At 47.3% G+C, this 19,769-nt stretch carries 14 protein-coding genes and 1 pseudogene; 9 read left to right on the top strand and 6 right to left on the bottom strand.

What is annotated here, in order from left to right:
• The first annotated feature begins 222 nt into the window (after positions 1-222).
• From CJP46_RS24700 to CJP46_RS24680, 5 genes are all read left to right on the top strand, one after another.
• The gene (locus CJP46_RS24700; protein ID WP_179281321.1) at positions 223-840 is read left to right on the top strand and encodes a LysE family transporter; all 618 of its coding nucleotides are present in this window, start codon (positions 223-225) and stop codon (positions 838-840) included.
• Positions 841-1,236: 396 nt separating this feature from the next.
• A complete protein-coding gene (locus CJP46_RS37635; protein ID WP_094598307.1) occupies positions 1,237-1,557 on the top strand; it encodes a GNAT family N-acetyltransferase in 321 nt (106 codons plus the stop codon).
• A gap of 459 nt (positions 1,558-2,016) precedes the next feature.
• The gene (locus CJP46_RS24690; protein ID WP_094598306.1) at positions 2,017-2,751 is read left to right on the top strand and encodes a DUF899 family protein; all 735 of its coding nucleotides are present in this window, start codon (positions 2,017-2,019) and stop codon (positions 2,749-2,751) included.
• A gap of 338 nt (positions 2,752-3,089) precedes the next feature.
• The gene (locus CJP46_RS24685; protein ID WP_256992509.1) at positions 3,090-3,284 is read left to right on the top strand and encodes a helix-turn-helix domain-containing protein; all 195 of its coding nucleotides are present in this window, start codon (positions 3,090-3,092) and stop codon (positions 3,282-3,284) included.
• 787 nt (positions 3,285-4,071) lie between these two features.
• Complete coding sequence (locus CJP46_RS24680) at positions 4,072-4,611, top strand: GNAT family N-acetyltransferase (protein WP_094598305.1); 540 nt, start codon at positions 4,072-4,074, stop codon at positions 4,609-4,611.
• Between the two features lie 253 nt (positions 4,612-4,864).
• On the opposite strand, the gene CJP46_RS24675 is transcribed toward CJP46_RS24680, so the two are convergent.
• The 5 genes from CJP46_RS24675 to CJP46_RS24655 all read right to left on the bottom strand — a co-directional run bounded on the left by CJP46_RS24675 (position 4,865) and on the right by CJP46_RS24655 (position 10,877).
• The gene (locus CJP46_RS24675; RefSeq protein WP_094598304.1) at positions 4,865-5,248 is read right to left on the bottom strand and encodes an FAD-dependent oxidoreductase; all 384 of its coding nucleotides are present in this window, start codon (positions 5,246-5,248) and stop codon (positions 4,865-4,867) included.
• 269 nt (positions 5,249-5,517) lie between these two features.
• Positions 5,518-7,278, bottom strand: a complete 1,761-nt coding sequence (locus CJP46_RS24670; RefSeq protein ID WP_094598303.1) for an ABC transporter ATP-binding protein — start codon at positions 7,276-7,278, stop codon at positions 5,518-5,520.
• Positions 7,278-9,029: an ABC transporter ATP-binding protein gene (locus CJP46_RS24665; protein WP_094598302.1), complete on the bottom strand. Its 1,752-nt coding sequence runs from the start codon at positions 9,027-9,029 to the stop codon at positions 7,278-7,280. Before CJP46_RS24665 ends, CJP46_RS24670 begins: the two co-directional genes overlap by 1 nt.
• 121 nt (positions 9,030-9,150) lie before the next feature.
• A complete protein-coding gene (locus tag CJP46_RS24660) occupies positions 9,151-10,206 on the bottom strand; it encodes a HAMP domain-containing sensor histidine kinase (protein ID WP_094598301.1) in 1,056 nt (351 codons plus the stop codon).
• Complete coding sequence (locus tag CJP46_RS24655; protein WP_094598300.1) at positions 10,203-10,877, bottom strand: response regulator transcription factor; 675 nt, start codon at positions 10,875-10,877, stop codon at positions 10,203-10,205. Before CJP46_RS24655 ends, CJP46_RS24660 begins: the two co-directional genes overlap by 4 nt.
• A 1,257-nt stretch (positions 10,878-12,134) precedes the next feature.
• Here CJP46_RS24655 and CJP46_RS37190 point away from each other — a divergent pair.
• A pseudogene (locus tag CJP46_RS37190) lies at positions 12,135-12,232 on the top strand (carbohydrate ABC transporter permease); the annotation flags it as partial.
• Between the two features lie 143 nt (positions 12,233-12,375).
• A complete protein-coding gene (locus CJP46_RS24650) occupies positions 12,376-13,992 on the top strand; it encodes a type 2 periplasmic-binding domain-containing protein (RefSeq protein ID WP_094598299.1) in 1,617 nt (538 codons plus the stop codon).
• A 1,032-nt stretch (positions 13,993-15,024) separates the two neighbouring features.
• Here CJP46_RS24650 and CJP46_RS24640 read toward each other — a convergent pair.
• Positions 15,025-16,794, bottom strand: a complete 1,770-nt coding sequence (locus CJP46_RS24640; RefSeq protein ID WP_256992508.1) for a helix-turn-helix domain-containing protein — start codon at positions 16,792-16,794, stop codon at positions 15,025-15,027.
• A 945-nt stretch (positions 16,795-17,739) separates the two neighbouring features.
• Here CJP46_RS24640 and CJP46_RS36670 point away from each other — a divergent pair.
• Positions 17,740-17,895, top strand: a complete 156-nt coding sequence (locus CJP46_RS36670) for a hypothetical protein (RefSeq protein ID WP_179281320.1) — start codon at positions 17,740-17,742, stop codon at positions 17,893-17,895.
• 569 nt (positions 17,896-18,464) lie between these two features.
• Positions 18,465-19,559, top strand: a complete 1,095-nt coding sequence (locus CJP46_RS24635) for an FUSC family protein (RefSeq protein WP_094598297.1) — start codon at positions 18,465-18,467, stop codon at positions 19,557-19,559.
• Positions 19,560-19,769: the final 210 nt, after the last annotated feature.

The raw sequence follows: 19,769 nt of genomic DNA, 5'->3' as shown, positions 1-19,769 counted from the left end.
AGATGAATGAGATGGGCATACTACTTGAACGATGATCGAGGCGTATAATCCCATAAGACATCGGAGTGAGAAGAGGGAAATTGATTATGAATAGCGGACAGCTGATCGCTGCTAATTGGCTCATTTTCATCTGGACGGTCAACAACGACCATGTCGTCGAGACAAGTCTCGGGGATCAGGACTTATTGTAGTTAATATTGGAGGTGGATGGTGGGTTACTTTATGGATTGGCTTACAATCGTTGTAATAGGTCTATTAGCGGTTATGACTCCAGGCCCCAATCTCGCTATTACAATCCGCAATAGTTTGTTTTTTTCAAGAAAAGCGGGAATTTATACAGCAGTTGGGTTGGCCACAGGTAACTTAATTCATGCGACTTATTGCTTAATCGGCATAGGTGTTCTTATTACACAATCTATTTTGTTGTTTAATACCTTAAAATGGCTCGGAGCTATTTTTTTGTTGTACATAGGGTATAAATCTTTGAGGGCAAAACCATATTCGGAGCAACAGGTTCTGGAAAACAGTAGACACGTCATGACTCCATTGACAGCATTCCGCAATGGCTTTTTAACCAACTTATTGAATCCCAAGGTGGCTTTATTTTTTTTAGCCTTGTTCACTCAAATTATTCAACCTAATACACCTCAGTTAATCCAAGCTTTATATGGACTTACAATGGTGAGCTTAGAGTTTACATGGTTTACTTTAGTTTCATTGCTCATATCCCAAGATTTTATTAGAAAACCATTCATGTCCATATCTCATTGGGTAGAACGAATAACAGGTGCCGTTCTTATCGGGTTAGGACTACGATTATTATTTTTGAAAAGAAATTAATTAACAAGATGATTAGCGGTAATGTTTTCAATGAGTTGATTTTGCATATTTTGTGCCTTAAACTTCATAGTAGAGCGACCTTTTAGATGGGCTTTTTGAGGCTATGACCTCTTGCGTAACCCCATCGTATCGAGGCGCTCTTTTTTTGTACAAAGTCCAAATTATTCATTCTACAAGAATTCTAACGGGATAAGATAGCTCAATAAAGACAAGAAGCCAGCTGGCCAAAGTTATAGCAAAACGTTCAATAGAAAAAACCATACCTGAAGTCCTAGCGCCAGTTGGAGTTAATGTCAAATTTCACCCTATGGAATCCAAAAAGAAAAGAATCATATATATCGAATTAGAAAATCAATTTTATCAAGGTGTTGTATATAGAAGTGTACATATGTTGGAATGGATGAGGGGTGGTCCAGAGTTACATACCATTTCTGCATTTGTGGTGAAGAACTTGTTGGCAGCGTTATGTGTTGGCAAACTGGCGCATTTGAAAGATTATTCGTAATTCCTCGATGGCGTAATAAAGGACTGGGCAAGTTTCTCATAACAAAGGGTTTTGAGTATCATATTAAGAATGGTCGAAACGAAATTTATACGATGGTTAATGGACAGGATAAGGAAGCTATGTTGTTGTTAGAGTCTATGGGGTATACCTTTTCTGTAAGAATGGAACTCAAGGCATTGTATCTACTGCAGGAAGTTGGCATTCTTACTTAAGACAAAGCACATATCGATTTGATAAGAGCTCTATTTTCTGATCTTGTGTCTGCAAAGGATAAATAGAGTTCAAAAATATCTTTACAAGTGAGATGCCTTCGTTTTTTATAACGAAGGCTTTTTATTTTAACGAAGAAAAAGAGGGAGAATGTGAAGTGTGCATCTCGTAAATTTGGCAAGTATGCAAATGTGGAACAATCTATGTAATAAGCTCATACGAACGGCAGCCGGCCCAGCGATCGGTTTCCGTTTTCTCTATGACGAAGAGAGAACGAAAGAGCGAACTTATAATTTTGATTTCTGAAAAACAAACATATAATCTATGACATTTATGCCATAACGTCGAAGCCTTTCGGAATTGTATGAATAAAGAATTGAGCAATCGATAAGAAGCACTTAGTATTCATGTTTGATAAAATATGGATGTGTAAGTAAACAATAGCGAGAGGAGATAATTACGTGAATCGAAATTACAACACTTCTGCGCTGCCTACTATGGTCGACCGGGCCACCTGGCAGGCCGAACTGGATGAGTTGCGGGTCCGGGAGAAGGCGCACACTCACGAAGGTGACGCAATCGCGGCCGCGCGACGGCGGCTGCCAATGGTTGAGGTGGACGCCACCATTCCGCTGATCGGCCCGGACGGGCCGATCACGCTGCTGGAGACGTTCGAAGGCCGCCACCAGCTGGTCGCTTACTTTCACATGTGGCACACCGGCCAGCCCGCCGCGGCCCAGTGCGAGGGCTGCACGTTATTCAACAGCCAGGTCCGCGAGTTGGCCTACCTGCACGCTCGTGACGTCACGTACGCCACATTCTGTCAGGGCCCGTATGAGAAGAGCGTCCGTTACCGTGACTTCATGGGGTGGGACGTCCCGTGGTACTCAGCGCAAGACTCTCTCGACGCCCTGCGCGGTGGGTCCTCCTTCCTACTGGTGTGCTACCTACGGCACGGTGACCGTGTGTTCGAGACCTACGGGACCACCGGCCGCGGCGTCGAGGTGATGTCCCCCAGCCACGGGTTGCTGGACTTGACCGTATACGGCCGACAGGAGACCTGGGAGGACTCGCCTATTGGCTGGCCGAAATGCGACGGGTACCGCACCAGCGAGCATGCCTGGCGCACCGACGGACGGCCCACCGCCCAGTGGTCCCGCCTGGCAGCCGGACGCTCCGACGATCTCGGTACCTAGGCCACCGCCCTACACTGTTGCCAAAATAAGCCGTAACCCAGGGGTTCCTCCGGGATAACTGTAAAAATAGGACATAGTGTGATGAAAGCCTCTAGATGGTTGTTTTGAATTGTGACCCACAAGAAGGACACTTTGAAAAAAAGTGACCCTTTTGTGGGTCTTCTGTGTTTTAATCAAGTAATGTGAATACTCCGGAGTAAATTGAGCCATCGTTCCGGTGAGTGAGAGCCGTGTCTCCGGCGTTTTTGAGCCACCCTTCCGGAAGGGTGGAGCCTCCTGTTAGAATGATCTTTATGCATTGTTGAAAGATAGCGCAAATCATTCTTAAGGAGGTCACTTTGACCAATTATCGTGAAATTCTGCGGCTTCATAGCCAAGGAATTAGCCAACGAAACATTGCCCTCAGCTTCTCCTGCTCGCGCAACACCGTCTCCAAAATCATTAAGCGTGCAGGTGAGCTTCGGATCCCTTGGCCGTTAGAAAAAGAGCTAACGGATGGCGAGCTTCGCCAGCGGCCCTTTTCCAATAAATAAACGACCAGAAAGAAGCTGCCGGTGCTGATCGGCAGCTTCTTCACGTTAACGGGCAGTTTAGTAACCAGCAAGAGGGAGTTGAGCCTTGTGTTCATGAGTGCTAAGACCATGGAAAGCGTGAACCCCTTTGAAGTGCAGCTCCGATGTAATGGGATTGGGAGCGGCCAAGTTTGATGAAGGGAAATTTGGAAAGTAAAGAAGAGGGGCGTGACGGGGATCCTCCGGTTCTCCGTCACGGAGATCAGGTGATTCCGTTCAGCTGCCGGATCGGCATGTGGCATGTTGTAAGACGACAAGAACATATATCGTTAGCCGAAAAAGACATGAACATATATGGTTAACCGTGATTGATAAGGATTATCAACCACAGATATGCTTGCCTGGATAATGAAACGTTGTTCGGTTACCAGAAAAATAAGGCAATGGGTTTTTTCGTGAAGGAAATGGAGGATAGTTCTAAGCAAAGCTGATGTCCACGTAGACGAAGTTACACAACTATCTTGGCTGCAGGCGTTAAACTAACGGGTAGTATAGTTTAGTTATAAACGTACTTTCCAAAAAAGTGTGTGATAAACTGTTTGAAGCACAAGCCTAACTATACTGCGGATGACTTTTTAAACGATGAAAAGCTCTTTTCTTTACTTCACATGAGTCCAGCAGAATTGAAACAAGAATTGGCGAAGGGAATTGAAGCCGAGAGCCGTTAGTGAATGTAAAGTGCCCCCCTGTCAAGTGTGTGAATGTTATAAAGCAGCGAACAAAATTTGTATTAGGAGGAGTATCTGCCATGCGCATAGAAACTCAAAATGTTGTTATAAGAACCTTGGAAAAAAAAGATGCTAATAGATTTTATTCAATTGCCAGGGAATCGGCTGTATACCGTTATATGCCAGATTGGGCTGACGGACGCACACATCCGAAGGATTATTATGGATTGATTGATCAGTATCAAAGGCAATCGGATAATACGGATATTTCCATTGGCCGTTCCTACGCGATTGCCTTGCCAAACACCGATGAGATGATTGGGAGCATAGGGGTGGGGCTTAAAGAGAAGCTAAATGAAATCGAACTGGGATATTTCATGTCGGAAAAACATCAAAGGAACGGATATACCAGAGAAGCGATAAGTGCCTTGGCAGAATGGTGCTTTGAGGTATCTGATGTTAAGTATTTAATCCTGACAATTAATTGTGCCAATGTTCCCTCGAACAAATTGGCTGAAAAATGTGGATTTAAATTGCTTGAAAGACGAACGCCTGTAGGGGATAACCAATTTTATATGGAAAATGATAGTTACTTATATTACAGAAGCTACAGAAAATAAGCATTTGTTTCCGATGGCTCCCAATCAGCCGTAAGCGATTTGACGTGGTGGAAAGCTGAGTGGGGTTGGTGTAGAGGCGTTCAATGACAGAATGTTGGTTTGCTTGAAATGCCTGGGATCAGACTGATTCGAATATATATACCGTCACTTGAAAGTAAGGTGACGTGTCCGCCAAGCGAATTTTCCTATTTTCATTGGAACAGGTGTTGGAGCCGGTAAATTGTCTGAAATCTGGCGATAAGTAAATTGCAAGTCAGGATATAATTTCTTTGTGGAAGCGCACGTCCTGACACTCCAACTCATGATGCAGTTCATCCTTGTCTATCTGTCTGATCCCCAAATCATGCTCCACTGCGAGGGAGGCAGCAATGCCGGCTGCTTGTCCCAAAGCGTAACAAGTCGCCTGAACTCTCATCGATAACATCGCCACATGAGTTGCTGAAATGGCCCGACCGGCAACGAGCAGGCCTTCAAGTCCTCTAGGCGTCATATACCGATAAGGGATATCGTAACCAGAGATTTTCCGTTCATCGGTACCACTTTTTCCATCCGGATTGTGAATGTCGATTTCATAGTTGGTCTGCGCAATGACATCATGAAACCGGCGGCCGGAAAGGATATCCTCTTCAGTTAAAATATGATCTCCACTATTTGAAGCTTACTAAAATGGACTGGTAATTAGATTGAATTAATGAGTTATATGTAGAGGTATAAAAGGAGCCAGAGTGCTTATAAAGTGACACTGGCTCCTTTTATTTCGTAGCTGTTAGTTAAGACGGTGATATATTACAATGGCGCTACCTAGTAGCGGAAGCTTTTAGTTTGTGGAAACGACAACTTTGGACTCTTATAGCTGTTTATGAGATATCGCTTGTTTTGTGATATTCAGAAATTGCATCCAGTGCATTATGAAACCTGCTCGAATTGGCTGTTATATAACTCAGCATAAAAGCCGTTCTTGGACAGTAGTTCACTGTGGCTACCGCTCTCAAGGATGTCGCCATCTTTCAGTACAAGAATGATGTCGGCATTCCTGATGGTCGAGAGCCTATGGGCGATGACGAACGAGGTTCGGCCCTCCATCAGTCGGTCCATCGCTTGCTGAATTAGCAGTTCCGTCCGGGTATCAACCGAGCTGGTCGCTTCGTCGAGAATGAGCATCGGCGCATTCTTGAGCATCGCGCGGGCAATGGTCAACTGCTGCTTTTGGCCGGCGGACAGATTAACCTTGTCGTTCAGTACAGTATCGTAGCCGGCGCTCAAAGTCTGGATGAAGTGGTGCAGACCCACTGATTTGCAGGCCTCCTGAATCTCTTGATCAGTGATGCCAGTTTGGTTATACACCAGGTTCTCTCGGATCGTTCCTTCAAACAGCCAGGTATCCTGCAGCACCATACAGAACTGATCATGAATGTTCTCCCGGGTCAGACCGCTGATCGGAATGTCATCGATGTAAATTTCTCCGTCTGTCAGTTCATTGAAGCGGATGAGCAGATTGACCAGTGTGGTTTTGCCAGCACCTGTAGGACCAACGATGGCGATTTTTTTCCCGGGCTGAACCTCGGTGGAGAAGTCCTTGATGACCGGACGGTCCGTACCTTCATAAGCAAATTGCACGTGATCGAACTTAACTTTGCCTGTTGCGGCTTTCAGCTGTACCGTCTTTCCACTCTCATCGTCCATTTCCTCGGCTTCGAGAAATTCAAAGACGCGCTTGCCGGCCGCCGAGGCCGATTGCAGGCTTTGCGCAGCTTGGGCAATTTGTGAGAGAGGCTGGGTAAAGAAACGAACGTACATCATAAAGGCCACGATGACGCCAAAGGAAATGTCTCCATTTGTTGCAAGTACTGCGCCTACTACACAGACGGCCACGAAGCCCAAATTCCCGATAAACATCATAATCGGCATCATCAGGCCGGAAAGGAACTGGGCCTTGAACACACTGTTTTTCAGATTACGATTCAAGTCTTCAAATGCGCCGCGCATCTGCGCTTCGGCATTGTAGGCTTTTACAACCGTATGTCCGGTATAGACTTCCTCTACATGGCCGTTGATTTTACCCAAATACTCTTGTTGACTCTGAAAATACTTCTGGGACTTCTTCATAATGATCGACATCAGCCCAAAGCCGATGATCGTAGTGACAATCGCAGTAACGGTCATGATCCAATTCGTTTTAAACATCATGATAATGGACCCGATGAACATCGCGAGGGCAGTTACCAGCGTGCCGACGCTTTGGTTCAGGGCTTGACCGATTGTATCCACATCATTGGTCACCCGGGAGAGAATGTCCCCGGTCGTCGAGTTATTGTAGTAAGAGAGCGGCAGTCTGTTCATTTTGTGGGATAGATCGCCTCTTAAACGTTTGGAGACCTTTTGCGTTACTGACGACATGATGAGGCCTTGTAGCAGAGACAGTACTGCGCTGATGCCGTAGATGATGATTAGAAAAAATCCGATTGATGTCACGGCATCCATATCGATACTGCTAGCGAAGCCCTGGGTAATTAAGTCCGTCATCTCCGATAGCTTATCCGGACCGAGTAAAGTCAGTACGGTCCCGATAGCGGCGCCGAGCACGGCAATGAGTACAGCGGGTATATATTTATGGCAATAGCGGAGAAGCTTGCTCCAGGTACCGGGTTGTTTGTTGTTTGCAGTCATTAGGCCAACTCCTCCTTGGACAACTGTGAATAAGCAATTTCCTGATAAACGCTGCAGCTATCCATCAATTCCTCATGTGTGCCTATGCCGGCGATACGCCCGTCTTCCAGCGCAATAATTTTGTCTGCCTCCTTAATGGTACCGATCCTCTGGGCGACAATCAGCATTGTGGTTCCACCGGCATCCTTTTTCAGCTCGCTGCGCAGTTTACGGTCTGTCTTGTAATCGAGCGCTGAGAAGGAATCGTCAAAGATCAGAATTTCTGGACGGCGGGCGATGGCCCGGGCAATGGATAGCCGCTGCTTCTGACCACCGGAGAGATTCGATCCGCCTTGGGCAATGTGCGCATCATAGTTGCCTTCCATTTTTTCAACGAAATCTGAAGCCTGGGAGGTATATACCGCATCCACCACATCAGTGGAAACATCGGTGCCGTTATCACCAAAGGCGATATTGGAAGTCACCGTCCCGCCGAACAGTACCGCCTTCTGGGAAACATAACCCATCTTGTTGCGGAGCGAGCTATGTTCGTATTGATTGACATTGATACCGTCTACGAGCACCTCGCCTTCGGTAACATCATAGAAGCGAGGAATGAGGTTGACAACGGTACTCTTACCGCAGCCAGTCGATCCGATGAAGGCAACTGTTTCCCCTTTTTTGGCCTTAAAACTAATGTCTTTGAGGACATATTCATCCGCATCGGGGTATTTAAAGCTAACATTTCTGAATTCAACCTCGCCAACTAGTTTGGATGAGGAGGCGGTCAGCGATCCGTTTATCAGGCTTTGCTTAGTATCCAGTACTTCATTGATCCGTTTGGCTGAGACTTGGGCGCGCGGCATCAGAATAAAGATCATAATCAGCATCATAAAAGCCATAACCACCTGAATGGCATAAGAGGAGAAGACAATCATATCCGAGAACAGCCCCATCTTGGCGCTAGCATCGGCAGATTGGATCAGTACCGCGCCTACCCAATAAATGGCGAGACTCAGACCGCTCATAATCATGGTGATGCTCGGCATAAGCACGGCTAGTACGTTGTTCGCAAACAGGTTTGTCCGGGTAAGCGTATCATTGGCTTCGCTGAACTTGTCTTCCTGATAACCTTCCGCATTATATGCACGGATGACACGTAGTCCAGTCAGGTTCTCCCTAGATACCCGGTTAAGGTTATCCGTCAGCTGCTGCAGCTTCTGAAACTTCGGCAGCACAAGCACGACACAAATGCCTACGATCAATATGAGCACACCAACGGCAATACCGGTCGCCAACGACCACTGCCAGCTCCTTCCGGTAATCTTGAGTAGTGCCCATACCGCAAGGATTGGAGCCTTCACGAGCAGCTGCAATCCGATGACAATCAGCATTTGCACTTGGGTAATGTCATTGGTTGAGCGGGTAATCAGGCTGGCTGTTGAAAAGTTGTTGATTTCCTCCATGGAAAAGGATTGCACCTTATCAAACAGCCTGGAGCGTAACCGGGAAGAGAAGTTGGCAGCGATCCGGGCAGCGATACCGGCTACAACGATCGAGGTCGCCACACTACCGAGTGCACAGAGCAGCATCCAGCCACCAGTGGCCATGGTTTCGCTCATTTCACTTCCTGGTGTCTGTACCAGTCGAGTAATCTCACTCATGTAATTAGGTAATTCCAGATCCAGCCACACCTGGGCAATGATAAAGAAGAGGCTGGTGCCGAAGAGAGCCCATTCCTTCGGATTCAAATATTTGAGTAATTTGACCATATGTTTGACTCCTTTATGTGATGATGTTTGTATAGTAACGGAAGAACATAAACTGAACATAAACTTTTCTGAAAAAAGAAAAAGCTTTTAAAAAAACCTCGCGGTTCTTTCAAAGCTTTGTTTATGCTTCGGACGGCAATGTGATGATAAACTCAGTTCCTTGGATAGGATCACTCTCGCAGACAATTCTCCCGCCATGAAGGTTCACGATTTGCTGCACAATGGTTAGGCCGAGACCGTTGCCCGCCGTCGAGTGTGACCTATCCGCTTGATAGAATTTATCGAAGATTCTGGGGACGGTCTCCGGATCGATCCCGCTTCCGGTGTTGCGGAATACCAATTCCAGTGATCCTGCGATACGCTTCATCTCGATAGTAACCATTCCATGCTCAGGTGTGAACTTGATCGCATTATCTAGCAGATTAAGCCAGATCTGATTGAGCAGTTCCTTGTTGCCGGACAAGGCATAATCATGAAGGTTAAGATCAAGGGATAGATGTTTTTTCTCCATCTTGGTGGTTAGCAGCAATACGCACTGACGGATTTGCTCTCCGACGTTAACCTTTTGTTTGTCCGTCAGAATGGTCTGTGTCTCAATCTTCGACAGCTCTAGTACATTGGAGGCCAGTGCGGCGAGTCTGGCGGATTCCTCGATGACGATATCGAGGTATTCGTCACGTTCTTCTTTGGTGAGATCATCGTACTTGAGGATTTCGGCAAAACCTTTGATAGAGACAATGGGGGTCTTGAATTCATGTGAGAAATTGTTCACGAAGTCGGCGCGCAAAATCTCGATGCCGCCGAGCTCCTCAGCCATACGGTTAAAGTTATCGGACAGAATTCGGTATTCTGGAGGACTCTTCATATGCAGACGCGTGGAAAAGTCGCCGGCAGCCAGTCGCTGGATAGCTTCGATGAATTCGCGGACGGACTTGACCATTCTGCGGCTGGCAAAACTGGATATCGTGGTTCCAATAATAATACAGGATATTAAAATAATGATGGGCAGTACAATTCCGCCCTGGGTGAATTCATCATTTAACAGTCCCAAAAAATGCGCCAGAACAAACAGTATGCCGGTAATCACAACGGTAATGAGGAAAATAATGAAAACCATTAGTGAGAATAAGAACGACAGAGTGATTTTTTCTTTGATCCATATTCCCAATCTGCTCATTGAATCCGTACCGCCTTATATCCGAGGCCTCGAACGGATACCAGTTCAAACTCAGAATATCCTTCAAACCGTTTCCGCAGGCGGTTGATATGTACGTTGACTGTAGTATCCGTGCTTTCGTTTTGCATCCCCCAAATTTCGTCCATCAGCTGAATGCGAGTGAAGATGCGGTCCGGATAAGCCAGTAGCTTGTACAGCAGGTAAAATTCTTTTTGCGGAAGAGTCTGCTTCTCTTCGCCACGCGTGACTGTCAAGGCATCGTAATCCAGTATCACCTTGCCTACAACCAGCTTGCGGGCGCTTGCAATCTGGGAACGGCGGAGCAGTGCCCCAATCCGGAGCAGCATCTCTTCAGTATCGATTGGCTTGGTCATATAATCGTCGGTCCCGAGGCGGAAGCCCTTCTTCTTATCTTCCGGGAGATGCTTGGCTGTAGCCATCAGAATCGGAATTAGGCTGCCGGCATCCCGGAGTTCCTTGGCAAATTCGTATCCGTCCATGTTTGGCATCATAATATCAAGGATGATGAGGTCGATATGCTGCTGTTCGAGTATACCCATGGCCTTAACACCGTCTTCAGCAGTAGCAACCAGGTAACCTTCGCGTTTCAGTACGGTTTCAAGCAGCCTTCTGGCATGCCGGTCATCTTCGACAACTAGTATGTGGATCATCGAATTCACTCCATTGGTTTGGTCTTTTCAGGGAATAACTCCTGACATATTAAAAAAATCCAGCACTATTGTCGGGACTGGCAGATACATCTGTAATATAGGGATAAGTCTCAATAGCGTTATCCTATTATACTCAGTTAGATCAAGATGGAGAATTTATGAAAAAAGTGTTTATGTATCATCCCACATGAATCTTGTTGCAGTAACCGGTAAAGTAAGCGAATTGTACATGTCATACAATCACCTTATCATAACTATCTCATAAGGATTAGGCAAGAAATGAACAAAGTTAGTGAAAATATATATGTATGACGACAAGAACATATATCGTTTGCCGAAAAAGACAAGAGCATATATGGTAAACCGTGGTTGATAAGGATTATCAACTTTAGAAGCGGGGAGCCGTTCGGAAAAACTGGAGGAAGCGCTCGGGAATATTGAGACGACCTACATATTCGCTCATATCAACGCTTATAATTCGCCCGACAATGTAGAACATTTGCTAGAGAAGCATCTCAATCTGTACGCAGACTTTTTTTCGGTTTTACAGCGTCCTACGCCGAACTAACAGCAAATCCCTAAAACAGCTCAATAAGGCGGCGAATCTTCTATATATAGCAAATATTGAACTGAACGCCGGTAGAGCCGAGGGCCTCCTAGAACGTAATTGCGGCGGCGCTTTGAATTGGTCGGCCGGGTGCTGACGAGCGGCTATGCGATTGGGTACCTCATGTGATGTTTTAGTTGGGAGACGCGGTCGGATCGAGCAGCAATATGACGATGACTATCGAATATGTGACAATCCAGAAATACCAAATGGAAGGACGTCAGAGATTAATGTCTGTTTTATATCCCGCATCAAAGCAAAATATGTATGATTTGCGTGTGAAATGGCGGTAATATACAACATATTTCGCCCTATGCAACGACAATTCGGGCACCATAGACCGAATGCTGAAAGCCTTGTCATGCCTAGCATGACGGGCTTATTGACATGACAATTCATATTCGACATATTTACTATTTTCCACCGGATATCTTAGAATGTGATGCATGAACGGGGCAAGAAGGAAATGAATGCGCTTGCACAACGGACACTTATGGGCCGCATTTTATCTTCCTCGCTGTTATGGCGAGCCCATCCTCGGGGATTCTGATTCACATTATCAAGTGGATCGGGTCTGCAGCCAGCGAATTTCATGAGGGATTGTACCAACATGCGGCTGTTCATCCGTAGATTCCTCGTTAGTGAAATAGGCTGTCATCATTGTCTCCACGCTGCCATCATCTCCGTTTATCCGTTCCTGCAACGATATTTCGTGGAGGGGGTGATGATCGGATCGGAGGAGGGCTAGCGATTCCGTGCACAAATAACCGAAGATCGGGCTCTTTCTCAAACCGGATGAACATTTATTACAACTGGGTCGGGCATTCGATTTTTGGGGAACCCCCCATCTCCGTTTAAAATAAATCAACAGCATCAAAAGGAGGAGCTCGTATGAAAACAAGAAAAAGAGGGTTGAATCTGCTACTTGCGGTCGCTTTGGTGGCCAGTGTGTTATCCGGTTGCGGCTCGACAGAGAAAGAGACGGAAGGCAACAAGCCGAGCGCCGCTGCGGACAACGTGAGCAAGGAAGGATTCCCTGTGGTCAAAGAGCCACTGTCGCTCATGATGATGGGACCCGATGTCGGTATACAACAATGGGACAAAATGCTTGTGTTCCAGGAAATGGAGAAATTAACGGGAATACACATGGAATTTCAAAATGCGCCAAAGAACTCATTTGAAACGAAGAAGAATCTCGTATTCGCAAGCGGCACTTTTCCGGATATTTTCTATGCGGCCAATTTGACGCCTGCGGAGCAAATGAATTACGGCGAACAGGGTATTCTCCTCCCGCTCGAGAACCTGATCGATGGCGGCTACGCGCCCAACGTCAAAAAGATTCTCAATCAGAACCCTGATATCCGTAAATCGATAACCGCGCCGGACGGCCACATCTATGCGCTGCCGGTCATAGAATTCAACCAGCCTTGGTACCGTAACCCGCTGTGGTACAACGGCGATTACCTGAAAGCGCTCGGGATCACCAAGCTGCCGGAAACGACCGAGGAGCTGTATACGTACCTGAAGCGGGTCAAGAATGAAGATCCGAACAAGAATGGCAAGCCCGACGAAATTCCGCTGTCCTCCGCTTCTCCCGGCAATAGCCTGCGAGATATCCGCACTTGGCTGCTCGGCGCCTTCGGCATCTATGATGAAGAGATTTATGTAGACGACAAAGATAAGGTTCACTATACCCCGATCGAAGCGGGCTATAAGGAATACCTGACTTACCTGAACCGTCTGTGGAACGAAAATTTGCTGGATCACGAGAGCTTCTCGCAAACGGCAGAGCAGCGCGAGGCCAAAGCGCGGAACAATCAGCTCGGCTTGTTCTCGGCCTGGACCGCTTTCCAAATGATGGGCGAAGAACCTAACACCAACGACCCCATGTTCAACCCGGTGAAAAGCGACTTCGTGGATAAACCGGCCATCTCCAAAAACAAGGGTGTCAACCCCGGCGCATTCGCCATCTCCAAGACGAATCCGTCGCCTGAAGCTTCCATGCGCTGGGTAGACTATGCCTACTCCATTGATGGCGCAACCTTGTTCAACAAAGGACCGGAAGGCGTCCTGTGGAAATACACGGACAAGACCAACTATGTGAAAGAATATCTGCCAGTACCGGACGGCGGCGATCGCGAGGAATACCGCTCCAAAATTACGCCGAACTACGGCATACCCGCCCCGACGATCAACCTGCCGGAAATCGATAAGGGCCTGCTGGGTTCCGTGGATGCCTGGGTCGCCAACGAGACCAAGACCAAACTTCTCGACCGCGGAGCCCGCATACCGTACCCAGTGCTGTTCCTGACGCCAGAAGAACAAGCTGAGGTAACGACCATGACATCCGACCTCAACACGTACTTGAGTCAGATGGAAGCCAAGTTCGTCACCGGTGCCGAACCGCTTTCGGGATGGGACAAATATGTCGATACCATCAAAAAGATGGGCGGCGAACGCATGGCTGAAATTTACCAAGCTGCCTACGACCGCTGGAAGGCTAGCTAAAGACCTTATCATCGCCCGAAAACTTTCAGAGAGTTCCCGCTGTCGGAGAGTTATCTTTCAAATCTAGAAATACGTATGAGTTTCCCTGAGGGATGAAAGTTCAGGAGGGACCGTATTGAAACGTTTTACCCGCTTTATCCAATTTCTTGACTACGGACAGTGAACGAACAAGAAATTGATTGATCGAGGAATGAGCCGTCCGGGAGATCCGTTACATCGCTTAAGGCGTCTATGTAAAACACCAGTAGGAGAAGGAACGCCCGATCGAACGGCTTACGGGAGGCGCAGGCACCACCAACTTCCTCCGCTAGTCGGTAGCACTTCCAGCGGACTGGCCGCACGAGGATACGGAATTGTATACTACGGCACCGGAGAAATGCTCCTTTGATATCGACGTATCGCCATACCACGGACTTGACCGCAACTACTGGTTCATCCCACTGCTCGATGCACGGGAGGAAAGGCTGCAGTTGGACATCGAGTTTGCGCTGGCATTGATTAACCGGCCGATCTATAGCTTGCTGAATACAATGAGATTGGATCATGAGTCAGCGGCGCTGCTTACTAAGACATGCAGAAGCTCTTGGCTGAAGTTGAGAACCCATTGCCTGGGAATCCCGCAAGTTCGGCGGGCTCGAAACCGCCCATCAAGACCTCAAGACCGATAAAGGCTGGCTCGCGCTCTACCATGGCATCAACGACCAAGTAAGTCGTCACCGAGGTCGGAGCAATGCTATTCGATTCTGGACAACCCGGAGAAAATCATAGCCCGGACGCATTATTTCATCATAGAGACGGAGACGTATTACGAGAAGTTCAGCTACCAGATCCCGATCGTCAACTTCCCGACCGGTATGTCGTGAAGGATTGCCAGCTGTACATCTATTACGGTGGCGACCGTTCCGCTGAATGAGCTGCTGGCGTACATATTGTACGAGCCGAAATTGTAAGTTTACCGCAAGGCTAGAAGAAAAAATAGGAGCTGTCCTTAACGTCGATAAACGGGGGACAGCTTCTTTCATGTCGGGAGAATTACTCCTCCCCTAGGAACGGGCCACCCGTGCTGTGCAGCTTGCGGTATTGGCCAGGGGTGAAGCCGGTTTCCTTCTTGAATTTGCGGATGAAGTTCGGCGCATCCAGATAGCCGACACGCTCGATGATATCCTTGAGCAGAGCGCTGGTGTGGATAAGCTGGCGTACGACTTCCTTGAGCCGGCGCTGCCAGATGTACTCGGTAAAGTTGTAGCCGATCTTCTCTTTGAATCTGCGGCTCAGATATGAAGTGGAGGTATCGTACTTGAGGGCGATATGCTCCAGACTGAGCGTATAGTCTGCATAGTTCTGTTCGACGTAGGTGACGATCTCGTCCATGAGCGCAGGCTGTACCGTCTCGATCTGGTTCGTGGCTGCATGGCATATTCGCATCGCAAGCGAGCTGAGCTTGTTCTCCAGTCCCTCAAGCGTATCGAAGGCGTGCAGCGACGAGATATCGCCGCGCAACTCGTCCAAGCCTAGCTCGGCGGCGGTCCGCAGCAGGGAGTTGAGCACGTCGAAGCACTGACAGCGGAGCAAACCGAAGGGCAACGTCTCTCGCTTGATCTTCTGCATCATGTTTGCAATCAATTGGAGTGCCGTGGCTTCGTTGCCTTGCTTGAGGCTCTGTTCCAGCTTGAGCAGCCACTTTTTGGGAATCCAGTAGCTCTCGCCGGAGATGGCGGATGCCGACAACTCCGTCAGCTCCTCGAAGTAAGCGATTCGACCGCTGACCGTCCGCATCCGCTGCTCGAGGGCCGAGGCAGCTTCGAGAAAGGAGTGGTTTAGCCCAGCCAAGTCTTCGTAAATGGTGCCGACGCCTAGATTGGGCCGCTTGGGCAGCCGTTCCGCCAACCGCTCATCGAGCTCGTCGACAACCAAGCGTACGCGGTTCGCCTCGTCGTCCTCCTCCGACGGGAGCAGCGTCACCATAAGGGCCATTTGATGGGTGACGGAGAGCTCGACGCTGTTGATTCGAGCTTGAAGTTCGGGCAGATCCAACTGATGGAGCCAGGCACGCAGCGCCTGCTGATCTTCCCAAGACTGCTCGTCGCGGCTCTGTTCGTCCAAGCTTAGGATGATCGTGAAGCAGCGGGCTTGCTCAGGCAGTTTCAGTCCGGACTGGACTATCATCCGCTCGATCTCGGGATCGTCCGGTTTGCCATGCTTGAACAGCAGCATGAGACATTGGTTGCGCACGAACGGCTCCTGCATGTCGATACGGGCGTGGTAATCATGAATGGTTTGCTTGATCCAGTCCCATTCGTTCCGGTTCTCCGGTGTTTCCTTAACACCGTTTTGCAGCGAAGCGAACTCCAGCAAGTCGCGGATCGGGTGGTATTGCCGAGTGGCGAGCAGTATCGCCACGACAATGCCTGTCAGTGCAGTGAAGACGAAGACGAGCAGGATGATCGTTCGGATCTGGCCGACCTGCTCGAAGAACTGGTAGCTGGAAATGGCCGTGGCGTACGTCCAGCCGTTGACTTGGGACTTGACCGTGACGACTGAATAGTACTCTCCTCCCATCTTCATGCTGTGGATACCAGGATCGAGCGCGGCCAGTGACGTCAAGTCGTGGCCGCGCACGGCGTCGCCTCGGTAGTTGGCCGTCAACACTTTGCCAGTACTCGAGAAGATGTAGCTGCTCCCGGAGAAGTCGTTTAGGATCGAATCCATGACGCCGGTCATCTGGGCTTCTTTGATGAGATAGAGTACGGTGCCATACGGGTATGGATCGTTGGTCTTGATCGGCACTAGCATCGCCAGCATGGATTCTCCGCGAGAGTTCACGGTGACAATTTCGGCCGGACGAACGGTGCCGAACGCCGTTTCGTTTAGCGCCTGCTTAATCTCCTCCGGCTGCCAGTGCTCGAAGTGGAAGATGTGGTCGAAGACGTGGTCGAGGTCGGTCATCCCTAGATCGGAGTAGATATGATCGTCGCCGTGATAGTAGAGAAACAGCTCCGCCAGTATCGTGTTGTTGGTCTTGTAACGTGCCAGTGAGGCAATGGCGTCACGGCTGTAGTACGGATGGGAGACCATGAACTTGGTGAGATGTTCGTCGAACGAGATGTTGCTGGCGGTCTCCAGCAGATTGGTTATCTGATTGTCGATGGATAGCCTCACCTGGTTCAACTGGTTGACGTTGGACTGCTCGATCTCGGAACGCAGATTGGCCGTCGCGTTGCTATAGATGATGAAAGTGACGCTTGAAAGCGGAACCAAAAAAATGAGTATGTAAGATAATGTGTAGGTCATGAGCAATTTTGATTTAAAGCGGTTCCAATTGAGGCGGACGCCTGATTTCATGCTGGATGGTTTGACGAAGAATTTCATGATGACCTCCCAGGAGATAGTGCTTCTTGGCGTATTCGATCATTACACCATTTTGGTTGGATGCGGCTTTTCAAATTTGTTACCGTATAAACATTATAACGTTATATCCACTTCAATTCTAGGATGTATTAAGTTACTGAAGAAATATTGGACAACGTACTGACTTTTCACAGAAGGAAGAATCCCTCGCAGGTTAAAACTCCTGGGTATGGTTACCATGTAACCGATGGATTTAAGTTTCTTGACCAAAATAATTGGAGACTACATATTTGGACATTAAGCCAACGGGCAGGTTAGTTTAAAACAGTTACAGTGGGGGTGGGTGCAGGAAACAGTCATATATTATCGAAGGTTATACAGATGGTGAGGTTTAAGATTATGAGTAAGCGTCCGGTCTGCTCATTTGTGACAGTAGGGGGATTTACAATGAACACTGCTTTTGCAAATGATTTAGATTACGAATACATCAAAGGCAGAGATCATCATATTTCAGAAAACCTCATATCCGCAAAAATAAAGAAAAAAGAAATCTAATAATTCGGAACCCAGATGGAAGTAACGAGAAACGCACCGAAGGGAACAAAGCATTTGGACTGATATTAATGAAAATATTCGGAACTCCTCCTAATCAATCATCTTGGCCATCAATTATTGCTGCGACGGATTCGACAATCACCGGAGATATTTACGTAGGGCTAGGAATGAATCCTCTAAAGGCTAAGAAACCGAAGTTTGTAGATTTCCCCAAAAAGGCATTGGATGTGCAGCTTGCGGAAAAACTTTGGTTACTATCCGAGAAGTTAACCGGAGTATATTATGACTTGTAAAAAACTATCGAAGATGGCTCCTTTTTTCGCCTATAGACCGTAAAATGAACCGTATCACATATGCCAGGTCATTACGCTAACGGGAAACTATAGCTCAATAAAGACAAGAAGCCAGCCGATCACTTTGACCGGCTGGCTTCATTCAACTAACGGGCAGTTTAACGACAGAATTTCGTCACTTTACAATTCGTATAGATCCCTAGCATAATGTGGTGGGAGTCAAAGAGTGGCAGGATTATAATTACGTCAGAATTTAGATAAAGTGGAGGATACATATTGAGTAAAAGTGACCAAGGGAACACAGGCTTAGGATTTATATTGAAAGATACACTGCAATGGTCAAATGAAGCGCCGATCAATTACCCGCAAGTTATCGCAGGGTTTATCGGGATGGCAGGCTGCATTTCTTTAGGATTCTATTTAAATAATTTAATGTTCGGATTATTATCTATTTTTGGTGTAATGATTACAAATGATTCTTCGTCTGATGGAACAATCAAGAAACATACAACTGAACTGTTTCGTACAATGGCAACAGGGACAGTCGCAATAGTTATAGGCATAATTATAGCAGGGCACGGCTGGATGACTGGTGGTTTAATTGTAATGATTTCGACATTGGCCGCGCTGCTGGGAGGAATAAGCAGATCTGTTGCAATAGCCAGCGTCCAATTTGTGATACTTTCCATTATTGGTTCTAGCATGGGCGATGGAGGGTTGCATCAGGACATTTTCAGAATACCTGTTTATTTTGCAACAGGTTCTTTATTGGGAATAATCGTATCTGTCATTGTGGGATTCCTAATGCAGAAATCGCGGGACCACAAAGTTTCAGTTCAAACCGCTAAGATTTCTTATAAGCAACGATTTACACAGTGGCGGAGTAAATTAACTCATTTTACTGGCTGGAAATACACAGTTCGAGTCGCATTATGTATGATAGCAGCACAATCGATAGGGGTTGTTTTCCATCTTGAACGTTCCTACTGGATCTGCTTAACAGTGGCTATCGTCCTTAAACGTGATTTAGCCTATTCACAAAGACGTATTTTTCAAAGAGGCATAGGTACAGCGGTAGGTGTACTTCTCGGAAGCTGTTTGTTGCTGTGGTCTCTGCCGCAATGGAATAGTGTAGTCGTTATCGGATTACTTGGTGCGCTTCGCCCCATTTTTAAAAATCGAAGTTATGCGATCTATGCCATGCTTATGACACCGTTAATGTTAATGATGTTCAGCATCGGCAGTCCAGTGACAGCACATTTGTTAGAATATCGATTAATCGATACAATGATTGGCTGCGTACTTGCTTATGTTCTTGGTTTTTATATATGGAAAAACGCCCCTCGAGGAAACGCTGTTGGGAAAACTTAATCATTCATTTCAAAACGATTATCTGGTAGTCACAAATTAGTTTTGTCGAAGAACAACGCTTGCAGAATTTACACTTACACAAGTCGTTCATCAGCTAACGGGAAACTATAGCTCAATAAAGACAAGAAGCCAGCCGATCACTTTGACCGGCTGGCTTTACTCAACTAACGGGCAGTTTACTTGAGGACACATAGTTACATATGAAGGTCC

The sequence above is a fragment of the Paenibacillus sp. XY044 genome (genome assembly GCF_002257645.1).
Classification (GTDB): Bacteria; Bacillota; Bacilli; order Paenibacillales; family Paenibacillaceae; genus Paenibacillus_AQ.
Note: the sequence above shows the minus strand (reverse complement) of the source record. Positions and strands in the feature narration are given on the sequence as shown.